At 56.0% G+C, this 19,405-nt stretch carries 16 protein-coding genes; 9 read left to right on the top strand and 7 right to left on the bottom strand.

Going from position 1 to position 19,405, the window contains the following annotated elements; all coding sequences use genetic code 11:
- The first annotated feature begins 12 nt into the window (after window positions 1–12).
- Window positions 13–930 carry a hypothetical protein gene (locus H0921_RS09415; RefSeq protein ID WP_194537806.1) on the top strand — a complete coding sequence of 306 codons (918 nt, stop codon included), beginning with the start codon at window positions 13–15 and terminating at the stop codon, window positions 928–930.
- Here the strand turns inward: H0921_RS09415 and H0921_RS09410 are convergent.
- Both H0921_RS09410 and H0921_RS09405 read right to left on the bottom strand, forming a co-directional pair.
- Window positions 913–1,749: a segregation and condensation protein A gene (locus H0921_RS09410; RefSeq protein WP_194537805.1), complete on the bottom strand. Its 837-nt coding sequence runs from the start codon at window positions 1,747–1,749 to the stop codon at window positions 913–915. The genes H0921_RS09415 and H0921_RS09410 overlap by 18 nt on opposite strands.
- Before the next feature lie 22 nt (window positions 1,750–1,771).
- A complete protein-coding gene (locus H0921_RS09405; protein WP_194537804.1) occupies window positions 1,772–3,064 on the bottom strand; it encodes a glucose-1-phosphate adenylyltransferase in 1,293 nt (430 codons plus the stop codon).
- Window positions 3,065–3,421: 357 nt separating this feature from the next.
- Here H0921_RS09405 and H0921_RS09400 point away from each other — a divergent pair, with 357 nt between their 5' ends.
- Window positions 3,422–4,000, top strand: coding sequence for a hypothetical protein (locus H0921_RS09400; protein WP_194537803.1), 579 nt, complete (start codon window positions 3,422–3,424; stop codon window positions 3,998–4,000).
- Between the two features lie 50 nt (window positions 4,001–4,050).
- Here the strand turns inward: H0921_RS09400 and H0921_RS09395 are convergent, their stop codons facing one another.
- Complete coding sequence (locus H0921_RS09395; protein ID WP_194537802.1) at window positions 4,051–5,016, bottom strand: GDP-mannose 4,6-dehydratase; 966 nt, start codon at window positions 5,014–5,016, stop codon at window positions 4,051–4,053.
- Between the two features lie 26 nt (window positions 5,017–5,042).
- Window positions 5,043–6,038 carry a GDP-mannose 4,6-dehydratase gene (gmd, locus tag H0921_RS09390; RefSeq protein ID WP_194537801.1) on the bottom strand — a complete coding sequence of 332 codons (996 nt, stop codon included), beginning with the start codon at window positions 6,036–6,038 and terminating at the stop codon, window positions 5,043–5,045.
- Window positions 6,039–6,361: 323 nt separating this feature from the next.
- Between gmd and larE the strand changes: the two genes are divergently transcribed.
- The 5 genes from larE (at window position 6,362) to H0921_RS09365 (ending at window position 12,614) form a co-directional block, all read left to right on the top strand.
- Window positions 6,362–7,240 carry an ATP-dependent sacrificial sulfur transferase LarE gene (gene larE, locus H0921_RS09385; RefSeq protein ID WP_194537800.1) on the top strand — a complete coding sequence of 293 codons (879 nt, stop codon included), beginning with the start codon at window positions 6,362–6,364 and terminating at the stop codon, window positions 7,238–7,240.
- A 52-nt stretch (window positions 7,241–7,292) separates the two neighbouring features.
- Window positions 7,293–7,562, top strand: coding sequence for a hypothetical protein (locus H0921_RS09380; protein ID WP_228499306.1), 270 nt, complete (start codon window positions 7,293–7,295; stop codon window positions 7,560–7,562).
- Window positions 7,563–8,237: 675 nt separating this feature from the next.
- Window positions 8,238–9,308, top strand: coding sequence for a hypothetical protein (locus tag H0921_RS09375; protein WP_194537799.1), 1,071 nt, complete (start codon window positions 8,238–8,240; stop codon window positions 9,306–9,308).
- 243 nt (window positions 9,309–9,551) lie between these two features.
- On the top strand, window positions 9,552–10,784 hold the full coding sequence (locus H0921_RS09370) for a S9 family peptidase (protein WP_228499304.1): 1,233 nt from the start codon (window positions 9,552–9,554) through the stop codon (window positions 10,782–10,784).
- A gap of 582 nt (window positions 10,785–11,366) precedes the next feature.
- Entirely contained in the window at window positions 11,367–12,614 is a 1,248-nt protein-coding gene (locus tag H0921_RS09365) for an amidohydrolase (protein WP_194537798.1), read from the top strand.
- Window positions 12,615–12,753: 139 nt separating this feature from the next.
- On the opposite strand, the gene H0921_RS09360 is transcribed toward H0921_RS09365, so the two are convergent.
- Window positions 12,754–13,593 carry a hypothetical protein gene (locus H0921_RS09360; protein ID WP_194537797.1) on the bottom strand — a complete coding sequence of 280 codons (840 nt, stop codon included), beginning with the start codon at window positions 13,591–13,593 and terminating at the stop codon, window positions 12,754–12,756.
- Window positions 13,594–13,701: 108 nt separating this feature from the next.
- On the opposite strand from H0921_RS09360, the gene gluQRS reads away from it, so the two are divergent.
- Entirely contained in the window at window positions 13,702–14,670 is a 969-nt protein-coding gene (gene gluQRS, locus H0921_RS09355) for a tRNA glutamyl-Q(34) synthetase GluQRS (protein WP_194537796.1), read from the top strand.
- Window positions 14,671–14,722: 52 nt separating this feature from the next.
- Here gluQRS and H0921_RS09350 read toward each other — a convergent pair whose 3' ends face one another.
- Window positions 14,723–15,814 (bottom strand): hypothetical protein, encoded by a 1,092-nt coding sequence (locus H0921_RS09350; protein ID WP_194537795.1) that lies wholly within the window; start codon window positions 15,812–15,814, stop codon window positions 14,723–14,725.
- A gap of 1,316 nt (window positions 15,815–17,130) precedes the next feature.
- Entirely contained in the window at window positions 17,131–17,490 is a 360-nt protein-coding gene (locus H0921_RS09345) for an FHA domain-containing protein (RefSeq protein WP_194537794.1), read from the bottom strand.
- A 455-nt stretch (window positions 17,491–17,945) separates the two neighbouring features.
- Here H0921_RS09345 and thrC point away from each other — a divergent pair, with 455 nt between their 5' ends.
- The gene (thrC, locus tag H0921_RS09340; RefSeq protein ID WP_194537846.1) at window positions 17,946–19,340 is read left to right on the top strand and encodes a threonine synthase; all 1,395 of its coding nucleotides are present in this window, start codon (window positions 17,946–17,948) and stop codon (window positions 19,338–19,340) included.
- Window positions 19,341–19,405 lie beyond the last annotated feature (65 nt).

Raw genomic sequence — 19,405 nt, 5'->3', positions numbered from 1 at the left:
CCAGCCTCTTCGATGGGATACGTTGAAGTCGTTCCGTCGCCTGCACATCCGCCGGGTCGCGCTCCAGGAAAACCGCCGGCATCCCGTGTCGCTGTTGCCGTAGGGGATGATGAAGATGAGGTGCCTGTTCGGAAAAAAAACAAAAAATCTTCGGACTCCGACAGCAATGTGATGCTCATTCGCAATATCATCGGGGGTATTGTTCTGGTTATTCTCCTCGGTGTTGCTGGGTATATCTACTACACCAAATTTTTCGCCAACAGAGATGGTGATGATCAAGCATCAGCCAAGTCGGATAGCAATACGGCGACTCCGCCGCCAGGCGGCTTTGTTCCGTTGGATAAGGCTCAAAATATAGGGAAAGGCCCTCCTCTCATTCCCATCATCCCTGGCGGTCCTGTGGCAGGCGGTGTGCCGAAAACGGGCGGAGGTGCTCCCACCACCAAAGGTGGCGGCGGGGGTGGCTCTCCGCGACCCAAAGATGGCACCACTCCGACTATCACCACGCCTGTGGGACTGACTGTGACGTTTCCCGGCCCGCCGCGGAAATCGGATTCCCTCGCCCGGCAACTGCTGGTCAAGCATGGACTGACAGGGGATGTTTACCTCTGGAGTGATGGAGGAAGTGCTTGCACACTCGTGGTCGCGCAACTACCCGCGGGAAGCACAGAAGAACAGGGTAGAAAACACACTGAATCCATCATCCGAGAATTGGCGAATCTGGACTCTGGATATAAGCTGGTGGAACGCAATACCATTACACACGGTGGCCGAAACTTTGATCGACTCCTTAGCCGTAGTCCAGATGAAAGTAGAAGTATAGAATCATGGGCGCTGGTTTCTGATCAAAACATCTTCATAGCATCCACAGAAATTACAAAGGATGAAGCCTCGATGGCGGTGCAACAATTCCTAGCCAATATCCGATGATAGAGGAACATGTGGCTTCTCGGAGTTCCATGCTATCTCCGATTGATCGCCAGGATTCTTGAGTGCAAGAACGATGTTCCCCTCTTGATCGCTGATAACATCGACAACAAACCGGCGGATCAGTTCAAGTAGGGCTAGGAATAGCCCGATGAGTCTCATGCGTATGTAAGGGGGCTGAAATATGTCTCTGAGTGGAATCTGACGAGGGCCTTTCAATGACCGGATGATTTCATTTTCATAGACGTGTTGAGGAACGTCATCTTGGGAAAGCGGGATAGTTTCAACCGGTTGAATCTCGCGGAGAATCCGGGCAAAGGCAGCGATAAGGTCCCACAACTCTACCGGCCGGATCCTCAGGGACGGCGAGTGAGGCGTAGGGGAGGGGGTGGCATCCAATCGAGGATGGCGAGTGTTATGAACTTCAGCTTGAGATTCCAGGATTTGCGCCGCTTCCTTGATTTGTTTGTATTCGAGAAGCTGTTGGATGATATTTCTTTGTGACTCCTGGAGGTTAGCGGAGTGGGCCTCCTCGTTTTCATCACCGGGTTCCTGGATCAACAGCCGGCTTTTCATTTCCATCAGTCGTGAAGCCATGACCAGGAATTCACCGGCTACTTCCAGTTTCCAGAGATTCAACTCTTCCAGGGTTGTGATAAAATCTTTGAATTGTTCAGCAATTTGAGCGACCGCGATTTCCTGGATTTCGAGTTCATTCTGGCGGAGGAGATACAGAAGCAGGTCGAGAGGGCCGTAGTATTTGTCCAGTGTTACTTTAAAGAGATGATGATCTGATGGGAAATATGGATGATCTGACTTCATAAAGCATTAAGGGTTGAAGTTATTATATAATCGTGCCGTCTGGGATGATGGAGCCACGCGGGATGCATATGATACCATCTCGGATATAGTAGAGGCCATTAGGGCCGTCATAGTGCTGGCGGCCTTCGCGGTTGATGAGCTGAACGTAACGCCCGATGCGGCTATCTTTGTCGAGGATGGCTCGTTCGATAATGGACCCATCTCCGATGTTGAGGTTGGGGCGCTGAAGGCGTACATTTTCTAACTTTTGTTTGTCCGACTCATAAGCATCGGAACCTAACATGACGGTTTCACGGAGAACACAATTGCGTCCGATGATGCTACGCACACCCACTAGGCTATGTTCAATTCGTGTGCCTTCTCCGATGACGCAGCCATCAGCAATGAGGCTGTGTTCGAGTACGGCACCGTTGATTCGGCTCGCCGGCAAGTTCCGCATGCGCGTGTAAATAGGTCCATCGGGACTGAAGAAATCGAAAGGCGGATTGGGTCGGGCCAAGGCGATACTAGCTTCATGGTAGCTCTTGATCGTCCCCAAGTCTTCCCAATAGCCGTCAAAGAAGTGAGCGATCATGCGTTTGTTTTTGTAATGGCGGGGGAAGACCTCCTTGCCGAAGTCCGTCGCTAGCGGCCGGGCGGTTAGCACTTCGTAAAGAACGTCGGTGCGAAACAGGTAAATTCCCATGTTGGCTAAATAATGCCGGTTGTTGCAGGGTATACCTCGGCGCTCAAGCCATTCCGCAGGAACATAGTAAGGAGCGCGTTCATCCTGGGTCTTGGGTTTCTCTACAAAACCTGTGATGCGATTGTGTGTATCCACACTCATCAGTCCGAAACCACTTGTCTGCTCCTCCGTCACAGGAATGGCAGCGATAGTGACATCGGCTTGAGCACTGTGATGAGTTTCGATGAGATGCCGGAAATCCATGCGGTAAAGCTGATCTCCGGAGAGGATCAGGACGTCATCAGGGTTTTCCCTCTCGATGTAGGGAATGTTTTGCCGAACAGCGTCGGCGGTGCCTTGATACCAATCCGTGCTTTCGTTGGTCTGCTGAGCAGCGAGGATCTCGACGAACCCCTGGCTAAACATGTCGAACTTGTATGTGTTGGCAATATGACGATGCAGACTCACGGAGAGAAACTGTGTGAGCACATATATGGATTTCAGACCACTATTGATACAATTGGAGATGGGAATGTCGATCAGCCGGTATTTGCCGCCCACGGGTACCGCGGGTTTGGATCGGGAGCGCGTGAGAGGGAACAAGCGGGTGCCTCTTCCTCCGCCGAGAATCAGAGCCAATACTTTTCGCATAGTCGTTCGCTCAGAATGGTCAGGACGACCAGAAGTATGCCGCGCAGCTCCAGTGCCTCCCAGTATTATTAGCAGATGGGCGGGTGAATGCCAGAAGATGCCTGCCAATATCGCAGGGATGCCGTGACTGGCCTTCGGGAATGTTCTACAATCGGTTTGTCTAGCTACGTGATGACAATCCAATAGGGCGAGAGCGACTAGGATTATTGGGTTTGCTGTCAGGTTCCGATTGGGGTGGGGCTTCCGTGTGTTGCTGGATCGAGGCAAGGGATGTGCCATGTAGCTCACCTAATGGTGTAGCGATTGATGGAAGTGTGGCCATGATGTTTTTTCCCATCTGGAGGGGGAGGATATTCTATGGTTCGGCAATCTACCCTCAGGGTTAGTTTGTGTGTGCTGGCCATATTTTTTTCGGGAACAGTTCGAGCGGATGAACACCCTTATGCTCGTGTGCGTGTAGGCGATTATGCCACCTATACACTCAAAATGAAAGTTGCCCATTTGACTATGGAGGGAGTGGTGACACAAACTGTCATAGCGAAGACAAATCAGGAAGTGACTATCAAGACGACGGGCAAATTGAGTTATATGGGTAGTCCACAAGTTTTGCCACCACGGGAGCAAAAGATCGACCTGACGAAGCCCTATGATCCGACAAAGTTTAGCCCACAACTCCCTCAAGGGGCGGAGGTGCAGGTCCAAAAGCTACACGAAGGCCGGGAGAAAATAGTGGTTGGAGACAAAAGTTACGAATGTACATGGACGGAGTATCGGATTCAGGCCAAATCGCCCGGTGTGAATCTCAATTCCCATGTCAAGGTATGGATGTGCAAGAACGTACCGATGGAGATGGTGAAAATGGTTTTGAAAGTTTCGCTGCGGGATCAAAGTATGGAAACCGTCATGGAGTTGCAGGAGTCGGGGAGTAGCCGTTGAGCGGGCCGATGGTTTCCAGACCCTGGTGAGGGCGCCCTGCCGTCGGGCTTTTACTCACCTGCGACGAGCATTTTTTTGCGCCAATCGTTGAGGATGTCCCGGAGGGTTTGTTCGATGGGGATTTGGGGTTGCCAGCCGGTGCACTGGTAGAGCTTTTGTGTGTTGGCTTTGGTGACTAAGGTGTCGCGGCTCCGGCGGGCTTCTTTGCGCTCGCGAATTTCGAGGGGAATGCGGGCGAGTTGGATCAATTGGTCGAGCAGGTCGCCGACGCGGAAGGCTTGGCCGCGTCCTGCGTTGTAGGCTTCCCCGCTGCGACCGTGCTGTAGTAGTAAGGGGAAGGCGGCGACCATGTCGCGGACGTCGGTGATGTCCCGCTGAGCGGAGAGGTCGCCGGTTTCGATGACAGGGGCCTGACGTCCGGCTTCGGCGGCTGCGATCTGACGGGCAAAGTTAGCGATGGCATAATCTGCACTTTGCCGCGGACCGATTTGATTGAAGAGCCGGATGCGGACGATATCTAAGCCAGGGTAGCGGGTGTATTGGTAGCTCAGGATATCCGCCGCGGCTTTGCTGGCTGCGTACGGAGTGGCTGGCTTGAAGGTGGTGCGTTCATCGCACGTGCCGCCAGGTTCATCGGGTTCTCCGTAGATCAGTCCGGTCGAGACGTAGAGGATGCGGGGTCGTTGTCCCGTGCGGATGACGGCCTCGTAGAGGGTGCGGGTGCCCTGCAAGTTGTCGCGCCAGCATGTATCGGCTTCGGCGTAGGAGCGGCCTGGATTGGCATATCCGGCCAGATGGATGATCCAATCGGGTCGGGCCTGTTCCAGGATCGCGGCGATGCGAGGGAGGTCCTGAAGTTCACCGGCCAGCAACTCAACCTGACTGGCCAAATGGGACAAGGCAGCCGGCCAACGGCCCCGGCGGCACATCCCAAAAAGATGATGGTTTTCACCTACTAATTTCTCCAGCAGGTGGCCCCCGACAAATCCCGTAGCTCCTGTGACGAGTATGCGCATACCCCTTGCTATCCGTCCGTCGATGATCAGATGCCCTTGGCTTTGAAGTCGGGCATGGGTTTGCCCTCCAATCGTGCCAAATCGGCCAGAACCATGCGTTCCACTAGCTGTTCAAAAGTGACTTCCGGTTTCCATCCCAATTTGGCGCGGGCTTTGGACGCATCGCCGATGAGCAGGTCTACTTCAGCGGGGCGGACCAAGGTGGGGTCGATTTCCACGTATTTCTGCCAGTTCAGGCCGACGACATCGAAAGCCAGCTCCACCAGACGCCGGACCGTGTGGGTTTTCCCCGTGGCGATCACATAGTCGTCGGGTTGGTCTTGCTGGAGCATGAGCCACATGGCCCGGACATAGTCACCAGCAAACCCCCAATCGCGCTGGGCTTCCAGGTTGCCGAGCTTGAGGGTGCGGGCTAGCCCTAATTTGATCCGAGCTACGCCGTCACTCACTTTGCGTGTCACGAACTCCCGTCCCCGCCGCTCGCTCTCATGATTGAATAATATCCCACTACAGCAGAACATGCCGTAACTTTCCCGATAGTTGACCGTAATCCAATGGCCATACACCTTGGCCACGCCGTAGGGACTGCGGGGATAGAAGGGCGTCGTTTCCTTTTGAGGAACCTCGACAACCTTTCCGAACATTTCGCTGGAGGAGGCCTGGTAAAAGCGGATGCGGTCCCGGCCGAGGAGGCGGATAGCTTCCAGCATCCGGGTGACGCCAATGGCGGTGAATTCCCCGGTGAGAACGGGCTGTTTCCAACTGGTCGGTACGAAACTCATCGCCGCCAAGTTATAAACCTCGTCCGGCTTGACCTCTCGCATCACGTCGATAATCGAAAGCTGATCCAGCAAGTCCGCTTGGTGCAGGTGGATCTTCCCGGCTAGATGGGCGATCCGCTCGAAGTTTTCTGTACTGGAACGGCGCACGATGCCGTGGACTTCGTATCCTTTCTCCAAAAGAAACTCCGACAGATAGCTGCCATCCTGCCCGGTAATGCCAGTAATCAATGCTCGTTTCATGGCTGTCCACCTTTCCTTGGCTCAGAGAAAGCGCTCCGGGACTCTCAGGGAGGTCCGTTTCCATAAGCTCTTGAGTCTCTCCAGAATGAACTGCTCCTACTCTAACCCAAAAAACCTTTTCGACCAACCCCGCTTCAGCAGGCTTTCCGAGCGGAAAAGATGCCTTCCCGATAAAGTATGTTTTCATGATAGGATCGGGCTGTCTATTCTTCTGTCCACCACAACCTTCCACTTCATGCATTTCCAGCCAAGAGCGGCCATACGGCGGAGCTCCCGTTAGGCTGGACGCTGTCAGACTAGTAAAGGGTGGGTAGAATAAAGGTATGGAACTCGCAGCAGAAATAGCGGCGAAACGGGATCGACTGTTGGCATGGCTCAGGGAACATACCCGTGTAGCAGTCGCATTCAGCGGCGGAGTGGACAGCGCGGTTGTGGCTCAGGCGGCTTGGCTGGCCTGTGGTTCCGCGGCGCTGGCCATCACCGCGGATAGTCCGAGTGTGCCCCGCGCGGAGTTGGCAGCAGCCCAGCAATTGGCCAAGCAGATCGGAATCACGCACATTATCCTGCCGACCCAGGAAGTCGAGCAGCCGGAATATCGCCGTAACGACGGTTTGCGCTGCTATTACTGTAAGACGGAGTTGTACACCTGCATTGCCCAGTATTTGCGCAGCCACGGTGAGTTGGAGAATCAGTGGACGATCGTAAGCGGGGCGAATCGAGACGATGTAGGGGATTTTCGCCCCGGTTTGCAAGCGGCGGCAGAGCAGGGAGTACGCCATCCCCTGCTGGAAGTGGGTTTAGGTAAGGCTGAAGTGCGTGCGCTAGCCCGGTATTGGGGCTTACCGATATGGGATAAGCCCGCTTCGCCATGCTTGTCGAGCCGATTGGCGCCGGGCGTGGCCGTGACGGTGGAACGCCTGCATCGTGTCGAGGCAGCAGAGGCTTTCTTGCGGGCCCAAGGCTTACGGGATTGCCGGGTTCGCTATCATGCGGATGATCTGGCCCGTGTGGAGGTGCCGCTGGAGTATCTGCCGATGCTCGCCGCCGAGCCGTTGCGTTCCGCGCTGACCGAAGAGTTGCTGCGTCTGGGTTTTCGGTATGTGACGGTCGACTGGCAAGGTTTACGTTCGGGAAGTCTGAACGCTCTGGTGCCGCTGGAGATTCGGAAGCGCTTCAGTGGCCCAGCGGTGGAACAACGCTGACCTGGAGGCTGCTACCCGCCGTTCACCGAACCGCAATAAAGAGGAGAAAAGGATGATGAGCCTGAGCCGGTTGACAGCTTCTCGAGCGCTCGATCTGTATTTTCTGGAGGCGCGCGCGAAACTCCTGGATCTGGCCGCGATCCTGGATCGCTTCCAAGCGGGAGAAGGGGCGGAAAACCTGCCGCAGGATAGCCGTTGGAGCCAAATTCGTGATGCCTTGGCCGTGTTGAACTCCGATGCTCCAGACAAAGCGGAACGCATCCAGATGATTTTCTCGCAAGCTTACGATCCCTCTTGGCCTCGGCCTCAACCCCGGCTGTAACTGGACGCTTGCCGTTTATCGCCACGGATTCCACCTTCCCTTCCCTTGGCCCTGATTCCTTGAACCAAAACAGGCCGGAAAAAGGATTTTTCGACGCACGGTTTTGGTTTCGGAAGATTGGGTTTTGGCCCCCTAAGTTGCGTAGTAATCCTGTCCTTGGCGCATTCGTTGAAGTCTCATTCCTGGAATTTTCGATAAATGCGGTAAGATCGCCAGTTCTGGGGCCGGAATTTGCATGGCGAAATTTTTCACCGACTGAATACCCGTTTGATGGATGAGGCCAAGGTCGGCAGCTAGCCCAGTGTATCGTCAGGTGCGGCGCTGGGAACGTCAGCAGAGGGGCGGCCTTTGGGTGGGGCGGTAGAGGGGGATTGGCAGGGGTAGGGCTTCAGCGGACGGTTCTGAGGTGCACTCCAGCGTTGGGAATCGAAGAGAGGGTATAGCATGGCGGTGCGATACCTTGCATGGCTCTTGCTCACGGGGTTCGTATTCGGGTCTGGTCCATTGGAAGGGTACGAGGGTGGATCATTTGAGGGATGGGGAGCAGAACAACGAGCTGAAAGGACCATACGCAGCGCAAGTTCGGGTTTGTCCGCAGGGACTGCCCTACCGCACTTGCCACTTGGGGCTGATGTTCAGCCGTCCCCTCGCCCACCCGGAGAGGCTCCCCCTGGGATGCCTCCTGCTGTTCCTCCTGGAATGCCGCCGGTTGCCCCTCCGCCACGGGTGCTGGATGAGTTGGTCATGCCCTTTGCCGTTCCCACTGCCGCTGGGGGATTCCAGGGGCGGTCATTCAATGAATCGTTCGATGGCGATTTGCTCGCGGCCTTTTATCGCCGGACCATTGTCAGCCGCCAGACGGAAATCCGACAAGTCGATACGCGAATCATCCGAGATTATCAGGGAAACGTCATTCGCCTTCCAATCTTCGCTCCTGTGGTTGTCGAGCATCGGCGGCAGGTGCTCATTCCTGTGGGCACTCGTTACAACGGCATTTCTATCACCGACAATGACAGTCCCCGCCCGACGGATCGACTTTACTACCATCACAGTTACTACGACGGGATTGCCGCCCAACTTAATCCCGGCTTCGGAAATGTGACGCTGCATCGCCCCTTGATCGGCTTTGAGAAAACCTTTCTGAATGGGGATGCCTCAATCGGCGTGCGCCTGCCGTTTGTGCAAATGCATACGCCGGGAGGCTTGGCCGACGAGCAGGGAGCAGGCGACCTAACCATTCTGACCAAGTATGCCTTTATCAACGATCTTGTCACAGGCGATGTGGTCTCAGCGGGTTTGATCATCACGACGCCTACAGGTGTAGGAAATGTCCTGCTAGCGGATGGAACGCGGGTGCCACGTTCGACACTCCTCCAGCCGTGGGTGGGGTTTATCAACGTGTTTGGTGGGTGGTATGTTCAGGGTGTCTCGGCGATCATTGTTCCGACGGATCGGCGGGATACCACGCTACTAACCAACAGCTTAGCGGCAGGGTGGTGGTTGTATCGCGCTCCGGCGGACCGCCTCATCCGCGGCGTTGTTCCGGTAGTGGAAGTTCACCTGCGAACGCCCCTGAACAACCGCAATCGTGACGGCGTGGTCTTCGTGCCGGATATGCTCAACATCACGAGCGGTGTGCATATTCGGTTTCCCTTTGCCACTCTTGGCGGAGCCATCAGTGTGCCGACTATCGCTCCGCGTCCCTGGAATGTGGAAGCCCTCGCCAACCTGACGATTTGGTACTGAGTCGCAATGCGAGGCTGGCTGGGGGAGATCACAAGCTCCAAGGTTAGGTCCAAGCTCAGGCTCTAATATCTCGCTTCGGAATAGACTTATTTTCTCAGAGGGAAGATAGGCGGACCGTTTTCTGCACTTCTCGTAGGTATTCCCCCGCATAGTAAATCCCCAGAATGCTAAGTCGAGGCGGATCACAGCTCCTTGATCCGGGGAACTTTCTTGGGTCAGCTAACTCAGGGGGGAGGATCAGCCATGGGGAAGGTGGCGGTACCAAAAGTGGCGGTAGGCGGGCACGACCGAGGTAGGATTGCGGGTTACGGTAAAGCGAGTCTCTGGCTGGCGGGTTTGCTGATGGTGGGTCTATCGGGAATCTCCACCGCGGGAAGCAGTAAGACGATCGAAGAGGAGAAGAAGGCGATTGATCCGCTCGGTCCTCCTCCGCCAGCGTTGGCTCCCTTTTTCCGCCCGCCTTCAGACGTCAAGCTTATCCCGGAGAAGTACCGCTCGCCGCTGCTGTTCGATGATGGCTCCCCTGTGCGGACATCGGCCGATTGGCTCCGTCGGCGCGAGCAGATCCGCCGTTACTGGTGGAAACTGCTGGGTGACCCCCCGGCACTGCTCGACCACCCCCAAATCGAATATCTTCAGCAGCAGGATAAAGGCAGTTACAAGCAATTTCATCTGCGGTTGGAGACAGCACCCGGACGGCTGACGGACGATGCCTACTTGCTGGTACCGAAGGGCCAAGGGGTGTATCCGGCGGTGATCGTGGTCTTCTACGATGCTAAGACGGGGATTGGAGAAGGGAAGAGACCGCACCGGGATTATGCCCGGCTGCTTGTGCAACGCGGTTTTGTCGCGCTTTCTCTAGGAAGCCCGCCGGAAACATATTATCCTAATGCGGAGCAATGCCGCTTGCAACCGCTAGCTTTTCATGCTTACGAGGCGGCTAATGCCTGCCGCGCCCTGCAACGGATGAAACAGGTCGATGCCCGGCGGATTGGGATTGTAGGGCATTCCTACGGCGGTAAGTGGGCCATGTTCGCCGCGTGCTTGTATGACGATTTTGCCGCGGCAGCCTGGTCTGATCCGGGAATCGTCTTTGACGAACGACGCCCAAATGTCAATTATTGGGAACGGTGGTATCTGGGATTCGAACCAGGACGGCCCAAACAGCGCCCCCAAGGAGTACCCAGCGAAAAGAATCCCCGCACTGGTCCGTACAAGCAGTTGATTGCTGATCAGCGAGATTTGCACGAACTGCATGCCCTCATGGCCCCGCGTCCCTTCCTCGTCTCCGGCGGAGCGGAAGACCCACCAGAGCGCTGGTCTGCCTTGGTCCATTCCGTGGCCGTCAATCAACTCCTCGGCTTGACCCATCGGGTCGCAATGACCCATCGCCCGACCCATGATCCCACTGCGGAGGCCAACGAACTACTCGCCCAATTTTTTGAATGGGCGCTGCAAGCGAAGAACCGGAAGTGAACGGCCCCCTTTGAGCCTTGGTGCTGGGATTTGGTAGACAATTCGGAAGGTTGGAGACCTGAGAACCGAGACAGCTAATCCGTCGCCTGGAAGAAAAAAGAGCCGCCGCCCGGGGGAAGGCGGCGGAGGGGGGAAGGTGTGACAGAAAGAAAAGAAAGTATGGAATTGAACAACGTTCAGGAGAGGGGGGAACTCTCCTTGGTTCCACTTCTGGGGGAAACGAAGCGGAACCGCTTGGGATCAGTCTCCGGTCGCTTGGGGGATAGCGTCGTTGCTTGAGGGGGGACAGCAACTTCACTTTCCGGAGGCTGAGTCGCGATCCGCTGGGGGAGAGCGAATCGCGGACGGGTGATAGTGGTGCAGAGAGCGTGCCAAACCTGTTCCCTATTCATGCCCTGTGCGGTTCCCTCGAACAAAAAGCCGCAGAGGTGTGGCTTTTCCCCTGGCACATCTTCCTTTTCTTCCCGGCATACGTTCTCCTGGTGAAGCCGAAACCCAAACCCCCTTTGTAATTTCTTCCTGAAAATTGTAAGACTTTCCTTCAAGCCTCTTGTTATTCTTACCTGCTTTGCGGAGGTTGTTATGGACACCCTGGTTGCCGATCTCCTCGCGGGGCTGGAAGAAATTCCCCTCATTGACCCACATTCCCACATCGATCCCTTATCACCGGTGGCTCGGAGCCTGGAGGATATTCTGGGCTACCACTATTACACGGAATTGGCTCATTCTGCGGGCATGTCCCAGCAAGTCCTGCAACCTCAAGTTCCTTCCCGCGAGCGTGTGCGGGAAATCCTCCGCTTCATGAGTCATTACGACAACACTGCCCAGTATCGCTGGTTTGTGGAGATTGCCCGAACGTTTTTGCACTTTCCCGGACAACGTGTCACAGTAAACGATGCTGATTGGCTCTACGAGACTGCCGAGAGGGTCTTCCAGCAGCTACACTGGGAGGCGGAGGTCCGCCAGCGCACTCGCCTGGAGAAAATCTTTCTCACGAATGAATTTGACGATCCGTTGCAGGGCTTCGACACCACCGTTTATGTCCCCTGTTTGCGCACCGACACTCTCGTCTTTCAGTTTCACCAGCCGAACACGCGGCAGCGACTGGCCGCTTGCACTGGCATCGAGGCGGAAGATGCTGGCCGTGTCCGTCGCGCTTTCCTGACCTTGATGGAACGATTTGTGAATCGGGGAGCTAAAGCCTGCGCCATTTCCTTGCCGCCTCAATTTGTCCCTGCCCCTCTAAGTGATGCGGAGCTGGATAACGCCCTGCGCCGAGCCGATTCCGCCGCCCTTGCTCCCGCCCTGTTCTGGCTGCTCGCGGAATGTTGTCGCACTTTCCAACTCCCCTTCGACCTCATGATCGGTGTGCAGCGGCGTGTCTATCGCCACGGGGTGTTTCAAGGCCAAGACCTCTTCGACCAGCGCACCAGCCTGATCCAGTATCAGGAACTCTTCAACGCCTTCCCGGAGGTACTGTTTCCCATCTCTGTACTAACCAGTAATCAGAATCAGGAATTGGTGGCATACTCTTGGATATTCCCCAATGTGATAGTCAATGGTCATTGGTGGTATTCCAACACACCACCCTATATTCGGAAGGATTTGACGGAGCGCATCACTGCTGTACCCAAAAATAAATTGATCGGTTACTACTCCGATGCCTACAAGCTGGAATTCGTCTTGCCGAAATATCGAATGTACCGGCAGATTTTGGCCGAGGTGTTGGCGGCGGAGTTTGTCCGTCCCGGCTTGCTCTCCGAAACGGAGGCTGTCGCTCTGGGGCGACAGTTGCTCTATGACAACGTGCGCACGATCTTTCGATTATGACAAGACAGTGTCATCGCCATCTGCTGGGTATGAAGAAAGCGGCGCACTGACCGCTTCCACAATGAAGCAAAATCTCGATTAGGACGCTTGTAGCTAAAATGAAAAGGCGGATTGCCCAGGCGGTACAGGCAGACAGCGATCACCGGTTTGCTGGGACGGTCTTAGTCAGCTCAACGCGTTCGTACCGGCCACAGATCATGTGGTGTAAGAAGGAAGCGATCTCTGTGTTGTCCATGCCAGCCAGCCGCAAGCTACTGATCACGAAAGCATCCTGATAGAGTGCAACTTTGGCCACCACGGCGGTTTCCACAAATGCCTGTTGAATGTTCCCGATCTCTTTCCATGCTTTCAACCCATCTTGTCTAATACTCTTATAAGAGATGATGTCGATATTGGTAATGTAGCATAGAATTGTACGCTGATCTTTGAGGATAATGTATTCTGCCAGGACATAGATTTTTATGGGTTCCAGATTGGGGTTGCGAATGTCCATTTCCAGGCTGAGATGGTCTGGTTTGATTTGCAGGATGCAGGAGAGCAGGTCTGTTTTCCGTTGCCACGTTCCCAGGACGGGGAGGTCGGCCTTAGGAGGGGCTGTTTGGGACCGATCCACCGCTTGCGGAGGAACGGAGGCCGGTGAACAGGCAGGACACGCACCCATGGGGCAGCTCAAAGGATAGACAGGATTCATGGGAACTGTGCCGCGCTCTGGCGTTCGGGGAATGGGCAGTTGGTTAGCCGGTCTCTGGGGCGGCATGGGTTTTGGAGAGCTATCGGCGGCCTGCTCAAGCATCTGTTGGAAAATGGCCTTCATCATCTGATAATCCTCAGGTGGGATGCGTTGCACCATGTCGGGACGAAGAGGCGGAACTTTTGGCACAGGCGAGGGAAGGGTCTGTTGTCCGAAGAGCCACGAAGCGGTGAGGTTACTCAGAGTAAACGCCGCGAGGGCCAGCATCAGGAATGGTCGCATCGACATGAACAGGCCTCCCGTTCAGGATACACTGCGGGCGACTCGAAGGAACATGACACATTCTCTCGTTCGAGACAAGCCCAGGCTGAGAGGGGTCATTAGAGGAGAAGAGCGATGCAACCGGAGGTTAGCCGAGGCAGCCGGGTGGTGGGTCGCTTGGCTCCGTCGCCTACCGGGGCGCAACATGTGGGCAACGCCCGGACCTATCTGATCGCCTGGTTGTCGGCGCGAAGTCAAGGGGGGGAACTTCGCTTGCGGATCGAGGATATCGATTCGCCGCGAGTCAAAGCGGGAGCAGCAGACCTACTAGTCGAAGACTTGCGATGGCTCGGTCTGGATTGGGATGGCCCGATCGTCGTGCAGTCCCAGCGATTGTCCGTCTATAGGCAAGCCTTGCAACACTTGCAAGCTCAGGAGTTGGTTTATCCATGTACATGCAGTCGTAGTGACATTGCTCTGGCAGCTAGTGCTCCTCATGCGGAACATGAAGGGCCGGTGTATCCGGGAACATGCGCCGGAAGACAGGTGGCGGATGCGAAGCTGTTGCAGCAGCAGGGGCGAGCTTACGCCTGGCGATTCCGCGTGCGGCACACCCCCGTATTTACGGATCGACTGGCGGGAGAGGTCCATCTGGACCTGCGGCGAATGGGCGGAGATTTTGTAGTCTGGAAGAACAATAACACCCCCGCTTACCAGTTGGCAGTGGTGGTGGATGATGCGGCGGGGGGAATCACTGAGGTCGTTCGGGGAGATGATTTGATTCCCTCCACACCTCGGCAATTGCTGCTGTATGAAGCTTTGGGATGGGTGCCGCCTGCTTTCGCTCATGTTCCTCTGGTGGTGGGCACAGATGGACGACGCCTAGCGAAACGGCACGGGGATACCCGCCTGGTACAACTGCGACAAGCCGGGGTGCACGCGGAAGCGCTGCTGGGATTACTTGCCTGGTCCTGCGGCTGGCTGGACCGGATCGAACCCATCCGTGTCCAGGAATTGCTCCCCTTATTCCGCTGGGAGGCGATTCCGCGCCAGCCGTTCGTACTGCTACCAGAGCATCTCCAAGCCATCGGTTATTCGGCTTAGGTGGTCCTACATCTGACTACGAGGTGTTGCGAGTTGTTTTCCGGCAATCTGATTATTTCTTTAATCCCTCCGGTGTCAGGAACAGGCAGGGCAATGGTTTTTTATCTTGGAACCGTTCCGCAAATTGGGCGTAGTCATCCAACGGCAAAGTGAGGCAGCATGCCCTGGTGCGGTTCTGGGGTTCCTTAGGATCGGGCAAGAGATACCAGAGATGACTGCCGTGACTTGTTACATAAGGAACGGGGCCGCTTTCCGGTTGGAGTAAGGCAAAGGGGATGAGATTCCCTTCGTCATGTTCCAGCAGCACGATGCCGCGGGTGGCTCGGAGGATAGCCGTCGCCTCGCTCCAAGTTGCACTGATGGGATCACCGGCCTCTTGTGGCCAGCCCAAGATACGGAACGATTTTTGCCCTTGATGTGTGGCAAAGAGAATGATACGGACTTGGCGGGCGGCCTCACCGGCATCAAAGACATAAATGACGCGCTCGCCTTCCGCCGCCACAGCCCAGGAACGTTGCACATCACCGCCGAGGGGGATTTCTGCCAGACGGGAAAGCTGGCTGTCGCAGCGGAAGTGGTAAAGATGTCCGCCGATGGCGATGGCAAAGGACTCCTGTTGGCTATTGGAGGAAGTGCTGCGGAGCCAACGGACACGCCCCGGTTGCGGTTGCGGCGGGTGGAATTGGTGTATGACTTTCCCTTGGGAACGGTCATACACGACGGCAAGGCCCGAGGAAGCAACGGCGATGAAATGTTGCGGGTCCCGCACGGCATAGAGGGCAGCAATTTCCGCCGTTTGGGCATCCGGCAGGCCGGCGAATGGGGCCAGGTTGTCGTTCACCACCTCTTTGTTGTTCAGGTCCCAAACACGAACACGGTTGTGAATAGCCGCCAGGCAGAGGGATTGTTTCTCGCCCCGGTGGACAGCGACGAGAGGAACAGGCCGATGGTCCTTCTCCCACTCCAAGCGGACGACACTTGTCCCCACTGAACTGATCTGCTCCAGAACCCAGCGCGGGGGTTGGATTCCCTCGGTACCGGGTTGTTCATACACCACGAAAGCGTCATCCGTGTTGGGGTTGGCGGGTGGTAGGAAATACTGAATGGTCGAGGCGGGTACAGGCAGTGTTCGTTCGTGACGCACACGATCAGCCATCTCTCTCGGAGCCGGTGCAGGAGCGAAGGTGAATGTGCGGATCGAAGTCGGCAATTTCAACAAGGTTGCTTGAGGAGGCGGTCCGGGGTCGTGATCGGGAGCCAAGGGCGTCTGGGAAAGTTGGGACGAAGTCTTACCACCGGGACTCGTCGAGGTTTTCCCATCTTTCGGCCTGGATTTCGTGGATTTGTCTTGGTTTTGGGAATCTTTCTTGGAAGAGACAGAGTTAGTCGATTGACTGGAATTGTTGGAGGGTAATTTCCCGGGGGGTGATTGAGTTGGCGGCGAATCCGTTTTTTCCTGGGGCACGAGCGGCTCGTTGAGGGGGGCGGGGGTGTCGTTGCTTGCTGCGTCTGATGCGCTTTTCTTGCTTTGTTGAGCTTCCGCTGCGCGCCGGCTGCTGTCGAGGAAAATATACACACTGACCACACCCAAGATCAGAGCGAGGAGTGCTCCGGCGAAAGAAACGTAGAGCAAGCGATTAGAAGCGGGTTGATTCCTCGCCATTCGGTATCGGGACGCGGGCGGTTCCGCCGGGGGCTTTTCGGAAGCGGCGGCTGGCTTGGTGTCACGCTGGGAGTAACGCGAGGGCTTGGAAGGGGGAGGGGAGGTCGCAGACGGGAATGGCGCCTGTTCTGAGGCAAAGGCGAAGGGGGAAGCAACATCCGCCGAAGGCGACGTGGCGGCTGGGGGGGGAGGATTGGCCGCAGGTGTGGAAGCGGAAGCAGGGGGGCGAGACGGGTTGCTCGGAGCCGGAGCGCCAAAGTCAAACGGGTTTTCGCTTTCCGACAGGGTCGGAAAAGGTTCCGGTTCCCCGGTGGGTGGCGGCAGCGGAGTACTCGAGGCAGTCGAAGGGGGAGTTACTAGCACAGGATTCCGGCATTTTCCACATTTGGCTCGCTTGCCGATAGCAGCATCCGGAGCTTTCAACTTGGCACCACATGTCGGACAAGTTACTTCGACAGGCATAAGAACAACCCTCCCTTTACTTGCCTGGCCTTCTCCGTGATCCTCCTGACGTGTTCCTCATGTTTAGAAGTGGCAGTTCCGGTGAGGAACCGGAGCGGCGCCGTGAATGCTGTTGTGAAATATTTAGATCATATTTGGGGTTTTGCGTTCCCCACCTGATCGTTTTTGGTGACCGCTACTTTCGCGGTACAGTCTGCATCATCGGGGAGTACTTTATTCAGGCGGCCGAATCATCTGAGAAACCAGCCGCTGGCCGCCAATAGCTATTGGCCCCAATAATGCCATACTGTTCCTGTCACGCCCCACGATAATCCCCACTGTCCCTGTTTTTCGCCCTAACTCGTGAGAAAACGTGGCTCCGGCGGAACTGGCAAAAAGTCGTTCGGCTGTTGAGTTTCTCCCGGTTGTTCTGTCGTTTTATGGATCAACTGGTAGAGGAAATGTGCGATTTGTAACAAGTCGCCCGGTTGAAGTAATTCACAGGTTATCCGCACACCATTGATACGGATGCCATTGGTACTGCCCAAGTCCCGGACGAGCAAGGCATGCCCCCGCGAAACCAGCACACAGTGTCGGCGAGAGACCTTGCGGGAGGGAATAACCACATCGCATTCGTCACTGCGGCCCACGAGCAAAATTGGCTTGTCGATCGGGATGTGGGAACCCTCGGAAAGTGCTAGCAGGAGAAGGGGCATGGCCGGTTACTTCCCCTTACCAAGCCGCTGGTTTTTCGGAGGGAAGAGCCAGAGCGGCCAAGCGGTTTCGGCAACCGAGCGGATTTCTTCTATAGCAAAAAATTCATCTATCAGCATATAAAACTCCATGCTGATCAAGGTGTTGGTTAGTATTATGTTATTTCTATCACATTGCGGGGAGCTATACCAGAGCAAAGCGGGAAAACCCCATGATCGGACTGTGTAATGGCGATTGATCCAAAGGGAATACCTGATCCAAGTGGAAACGAACAGGATGGCGTGGTTGACCTGCTCCGGAATGAGCGCACGGGTACCGGGACTGGGCAGGGCGGTACTAGTCTGGCAGCACGGGAGGCTTGAAATACGACTGCGAGGTCAATCCCGGTGTCCAGCAAGCATGTGTTAGAGGGACAATCGAGGTGCCCAACGGGGCTGCGGAACACTACAACAGCGGCATGAGGGAATGGGCGTTTCAGCGCTGTATCATGCCGCAGTGCCGGGCGACAGTGGACTTGGGAGAAACTACATTTCGCTGTCCCCGCTGTGGCAGCCTGCTCGATGTGGATTACGAATGGGAACGTTTACCGTTGCCCCAATCGCTGTCGGCGTGGGAAGGGGCGTGGTCGCGGCGGCGCGAACCTCTGGATTTTTCCGGGGTGTGGCGCTTCCGGGCCTTATTCCCTTTCGCCTCCGAAGGGCATGTGGTGACCATCGGGGAAGGCCAGACGCTGTGCCTACGGTCTGATCCTGTCGCTACGTATGTCGGATTGCGTCCAGGACGGCTTTATCTGCAATACGAAGGCTTAAATCCCAGCGGCAGTTTCAAGGACAATGGCATGACAGCCGCCTTTACCCATGCCCGGATGACGGGGGCCAAGCGAGCAGCCTGCGCTAGCACCGGTAACACCAGCGCCAGCCTGGCATTGTACTGCGCCGCTTCCGGATTGATGCGCGGCATCATCTTCATTGGTTCTGGCAAGATCAGCTATGGCAAACTCTCCCAGGCGCTGGAACATGGTGCCTTGACCATCCAGATTGCTGGCGATTTTGATGATGCCTTGCGTCAGGTCCAGGAGATCGCCCGCCAATTGGGAATCTACCTGGTCAACAGTATCAATCCCTTCCGCCTGGAAGGGCAGAAGACCATTATGTATCGCGTGCTGGAATCGCTACACTGGCAGCCTCCCGATTGGATTGTGGTGCCGGGCGGGAATCTGGGGAATGTCTCTAGTTTCGGCAAGGCGTTCGGCGAATTGCAGCAGTTGAGCTTGCTGAGCCGGCCTCCCCGCTTGGCAGTGATCAATGCCCAAGGGGCTAACACGTTTTACGAATTGTACGAACGCCGCGGGTTGCGTTGGAATGGCGGCCGCTATGATCCGCAAGTGATTCAGATCTATCTGAAGGAACTGGATGCAGCGGCCCGGCGAGCCGACACGCTGGCCAGCGCCATCGAAATCCACCGCCCGGTCAATCTGCCCAAGGCGCTGCGTGCTTTGGAGATCTGCGGTGGAGTTGTGCGGGAAGTCAGCGATCAGGAAATCCTCGATGCTAAGGCCCAAGTGGGAGCCGGCGGATTGGGATGTGAACCGGCTAGTGCCGCGACTGTAGCCGGCCTGCGCCGCCTTGTGGCTGAAGGAGTAATCCAACCGGAGGAAACAGTCGTCTGCATCCTAACCGGCCATGTGCTCAAAGACCCCGATGCCACCGTCGCCTACCATACAGATGATCGCGCTCTCTTCGACCAGAAGTTAGGCCGCCGCGGCGTCAAGCGGGCGACTTACGCCAATCGCGCCGTCCAGGTCCCCAATGATCTCGCTGAAATTATCAAAGCCATTGAGCTTTACGCCTGAACCATGCCTAGGCCCGTGGAGCCACACAACACGGCTGGAACTACACAAAACGCTGGAGCTAGGGG

This window comes from Thermogemmata fonticola (assembly GCF_013694095.1).
Classification (GTDB): domain Bacteria; phylum Planctomycetota; class Planctomycetia; order Gemmatales; family Gemmataceae; genus Thermogemmata; species Thermogemmata fonticola.
This window is presented reverse-complemented; position numbering and strand designations above follow the sequence as displayed.

Excerpts from the sequence above, each read along its gene's own strand:
- H0921_RS09405 (WP_194537804.1), bottom strand. The coding sequence starts at position 3,064 with ATGCGAAAAGTATTGGCTCTGATTCTCGGCGGAGGAAGAGGCACCCGC.
- H0921_RS09360 (WP_194537797.1), bottom strand. The coding sequence starts at position 13,593 with ATGTCGATGCGACCATTCCTGATGCTGGCCCTCGCGGCGTTTACTCTG.
- gmd (WP_194537801.1), bottom strand. The coding sequence starts at position 6,038 with ATGAAACGAGCATTGATTACTGGCATTACCGGGCAGGATGGCAGCTAT.
- H0921_RS09375 (WP_194537799.1), top strand. The coding sequence starts at position 8,238 with ATGCCTCCTGCTGTTCCTCCTGGAATGCCGCCGGTTGCCCCTCCGCCA.
- thrC (WP_194537846.1), top strand. The coding sequence starts at position 17,946 with ATGAGGGAATGGGCGTTTCAGCGCTGTATCATGCCGCAGTGCCGGGCG.
- H0921_RS09345 (WP_194537794.1), bottom strand. The coding sequence starts at position 17,490 with ATGCCCCTTCTCCTGCTAGCACTTTCCGAGGGTTCCCACATCCCGATC.
- gluQRS (WP_194537796.1), top strand. The coding sequence starts at position 13,702 with ATGCAACCGGAGGTTAGCCGAGGCAGCCGGGTGGTGGGTCGCTTGGCT.
- H0921_RS09380 (WP_228499306.1), top strand. The coding sequence starts at position 7,293 with ATGATGAGCCTGAGCCGGTTGACAGCTTCTCGAGCGCTCGATCTGTAT.
- H0921_RS09400 (WP_194537803.1), top strand. The coding sequence starts at position 3,422 with ATGGTTCGGCAATCTACCCTCAGGGTTAGTTTGTGTGTGCTGGCCATA.
- H0921_RS09415 (WP_194537806.1), top strand. The coding sequence starts at position 13 with ATGGGATACGTTGAAGTCGTTCCGTCGCCTGCACATCCGCCGGGTCGC.
- H0921_RS09370 (WP_228499304.1), top strand. The coding sequence starts at position 9,552 with ATGGGGAAGGTGGCGGTACCAAAAGTGGCGGTAGGCGGGCACGACCGA.
- larE (WP_194537800.1), top strand. The coding sequence starts at position 6,362 with ATGGAACTCGCAGCAGAAATAGCGGCGAAACGGGATCGACTGTTGGCA.
- H0921_RS09410 (WP_194537805.1), bottom strand. The coding sequence starts at position 1,749 with ATGAAGTCAGATCATCCATATTTCCCATCAGATCATCATCTCTTTAAA.
- H0921_RS09395 (WP_194537802.1), bottom strand. The coding sequence starts at position 5,016 with ATGCGCATACTCGTCACAGGAGCTACGGGATTTGTCGGGGGCCACCTG.
- H0921_RS09365 (WP_194537798.1), top strand. The coding sequence starts at position 11,367 with ATGGACACCCTGGTTGCCGATCTCCTCGCGGGGCTGGAAGAAATTCCC.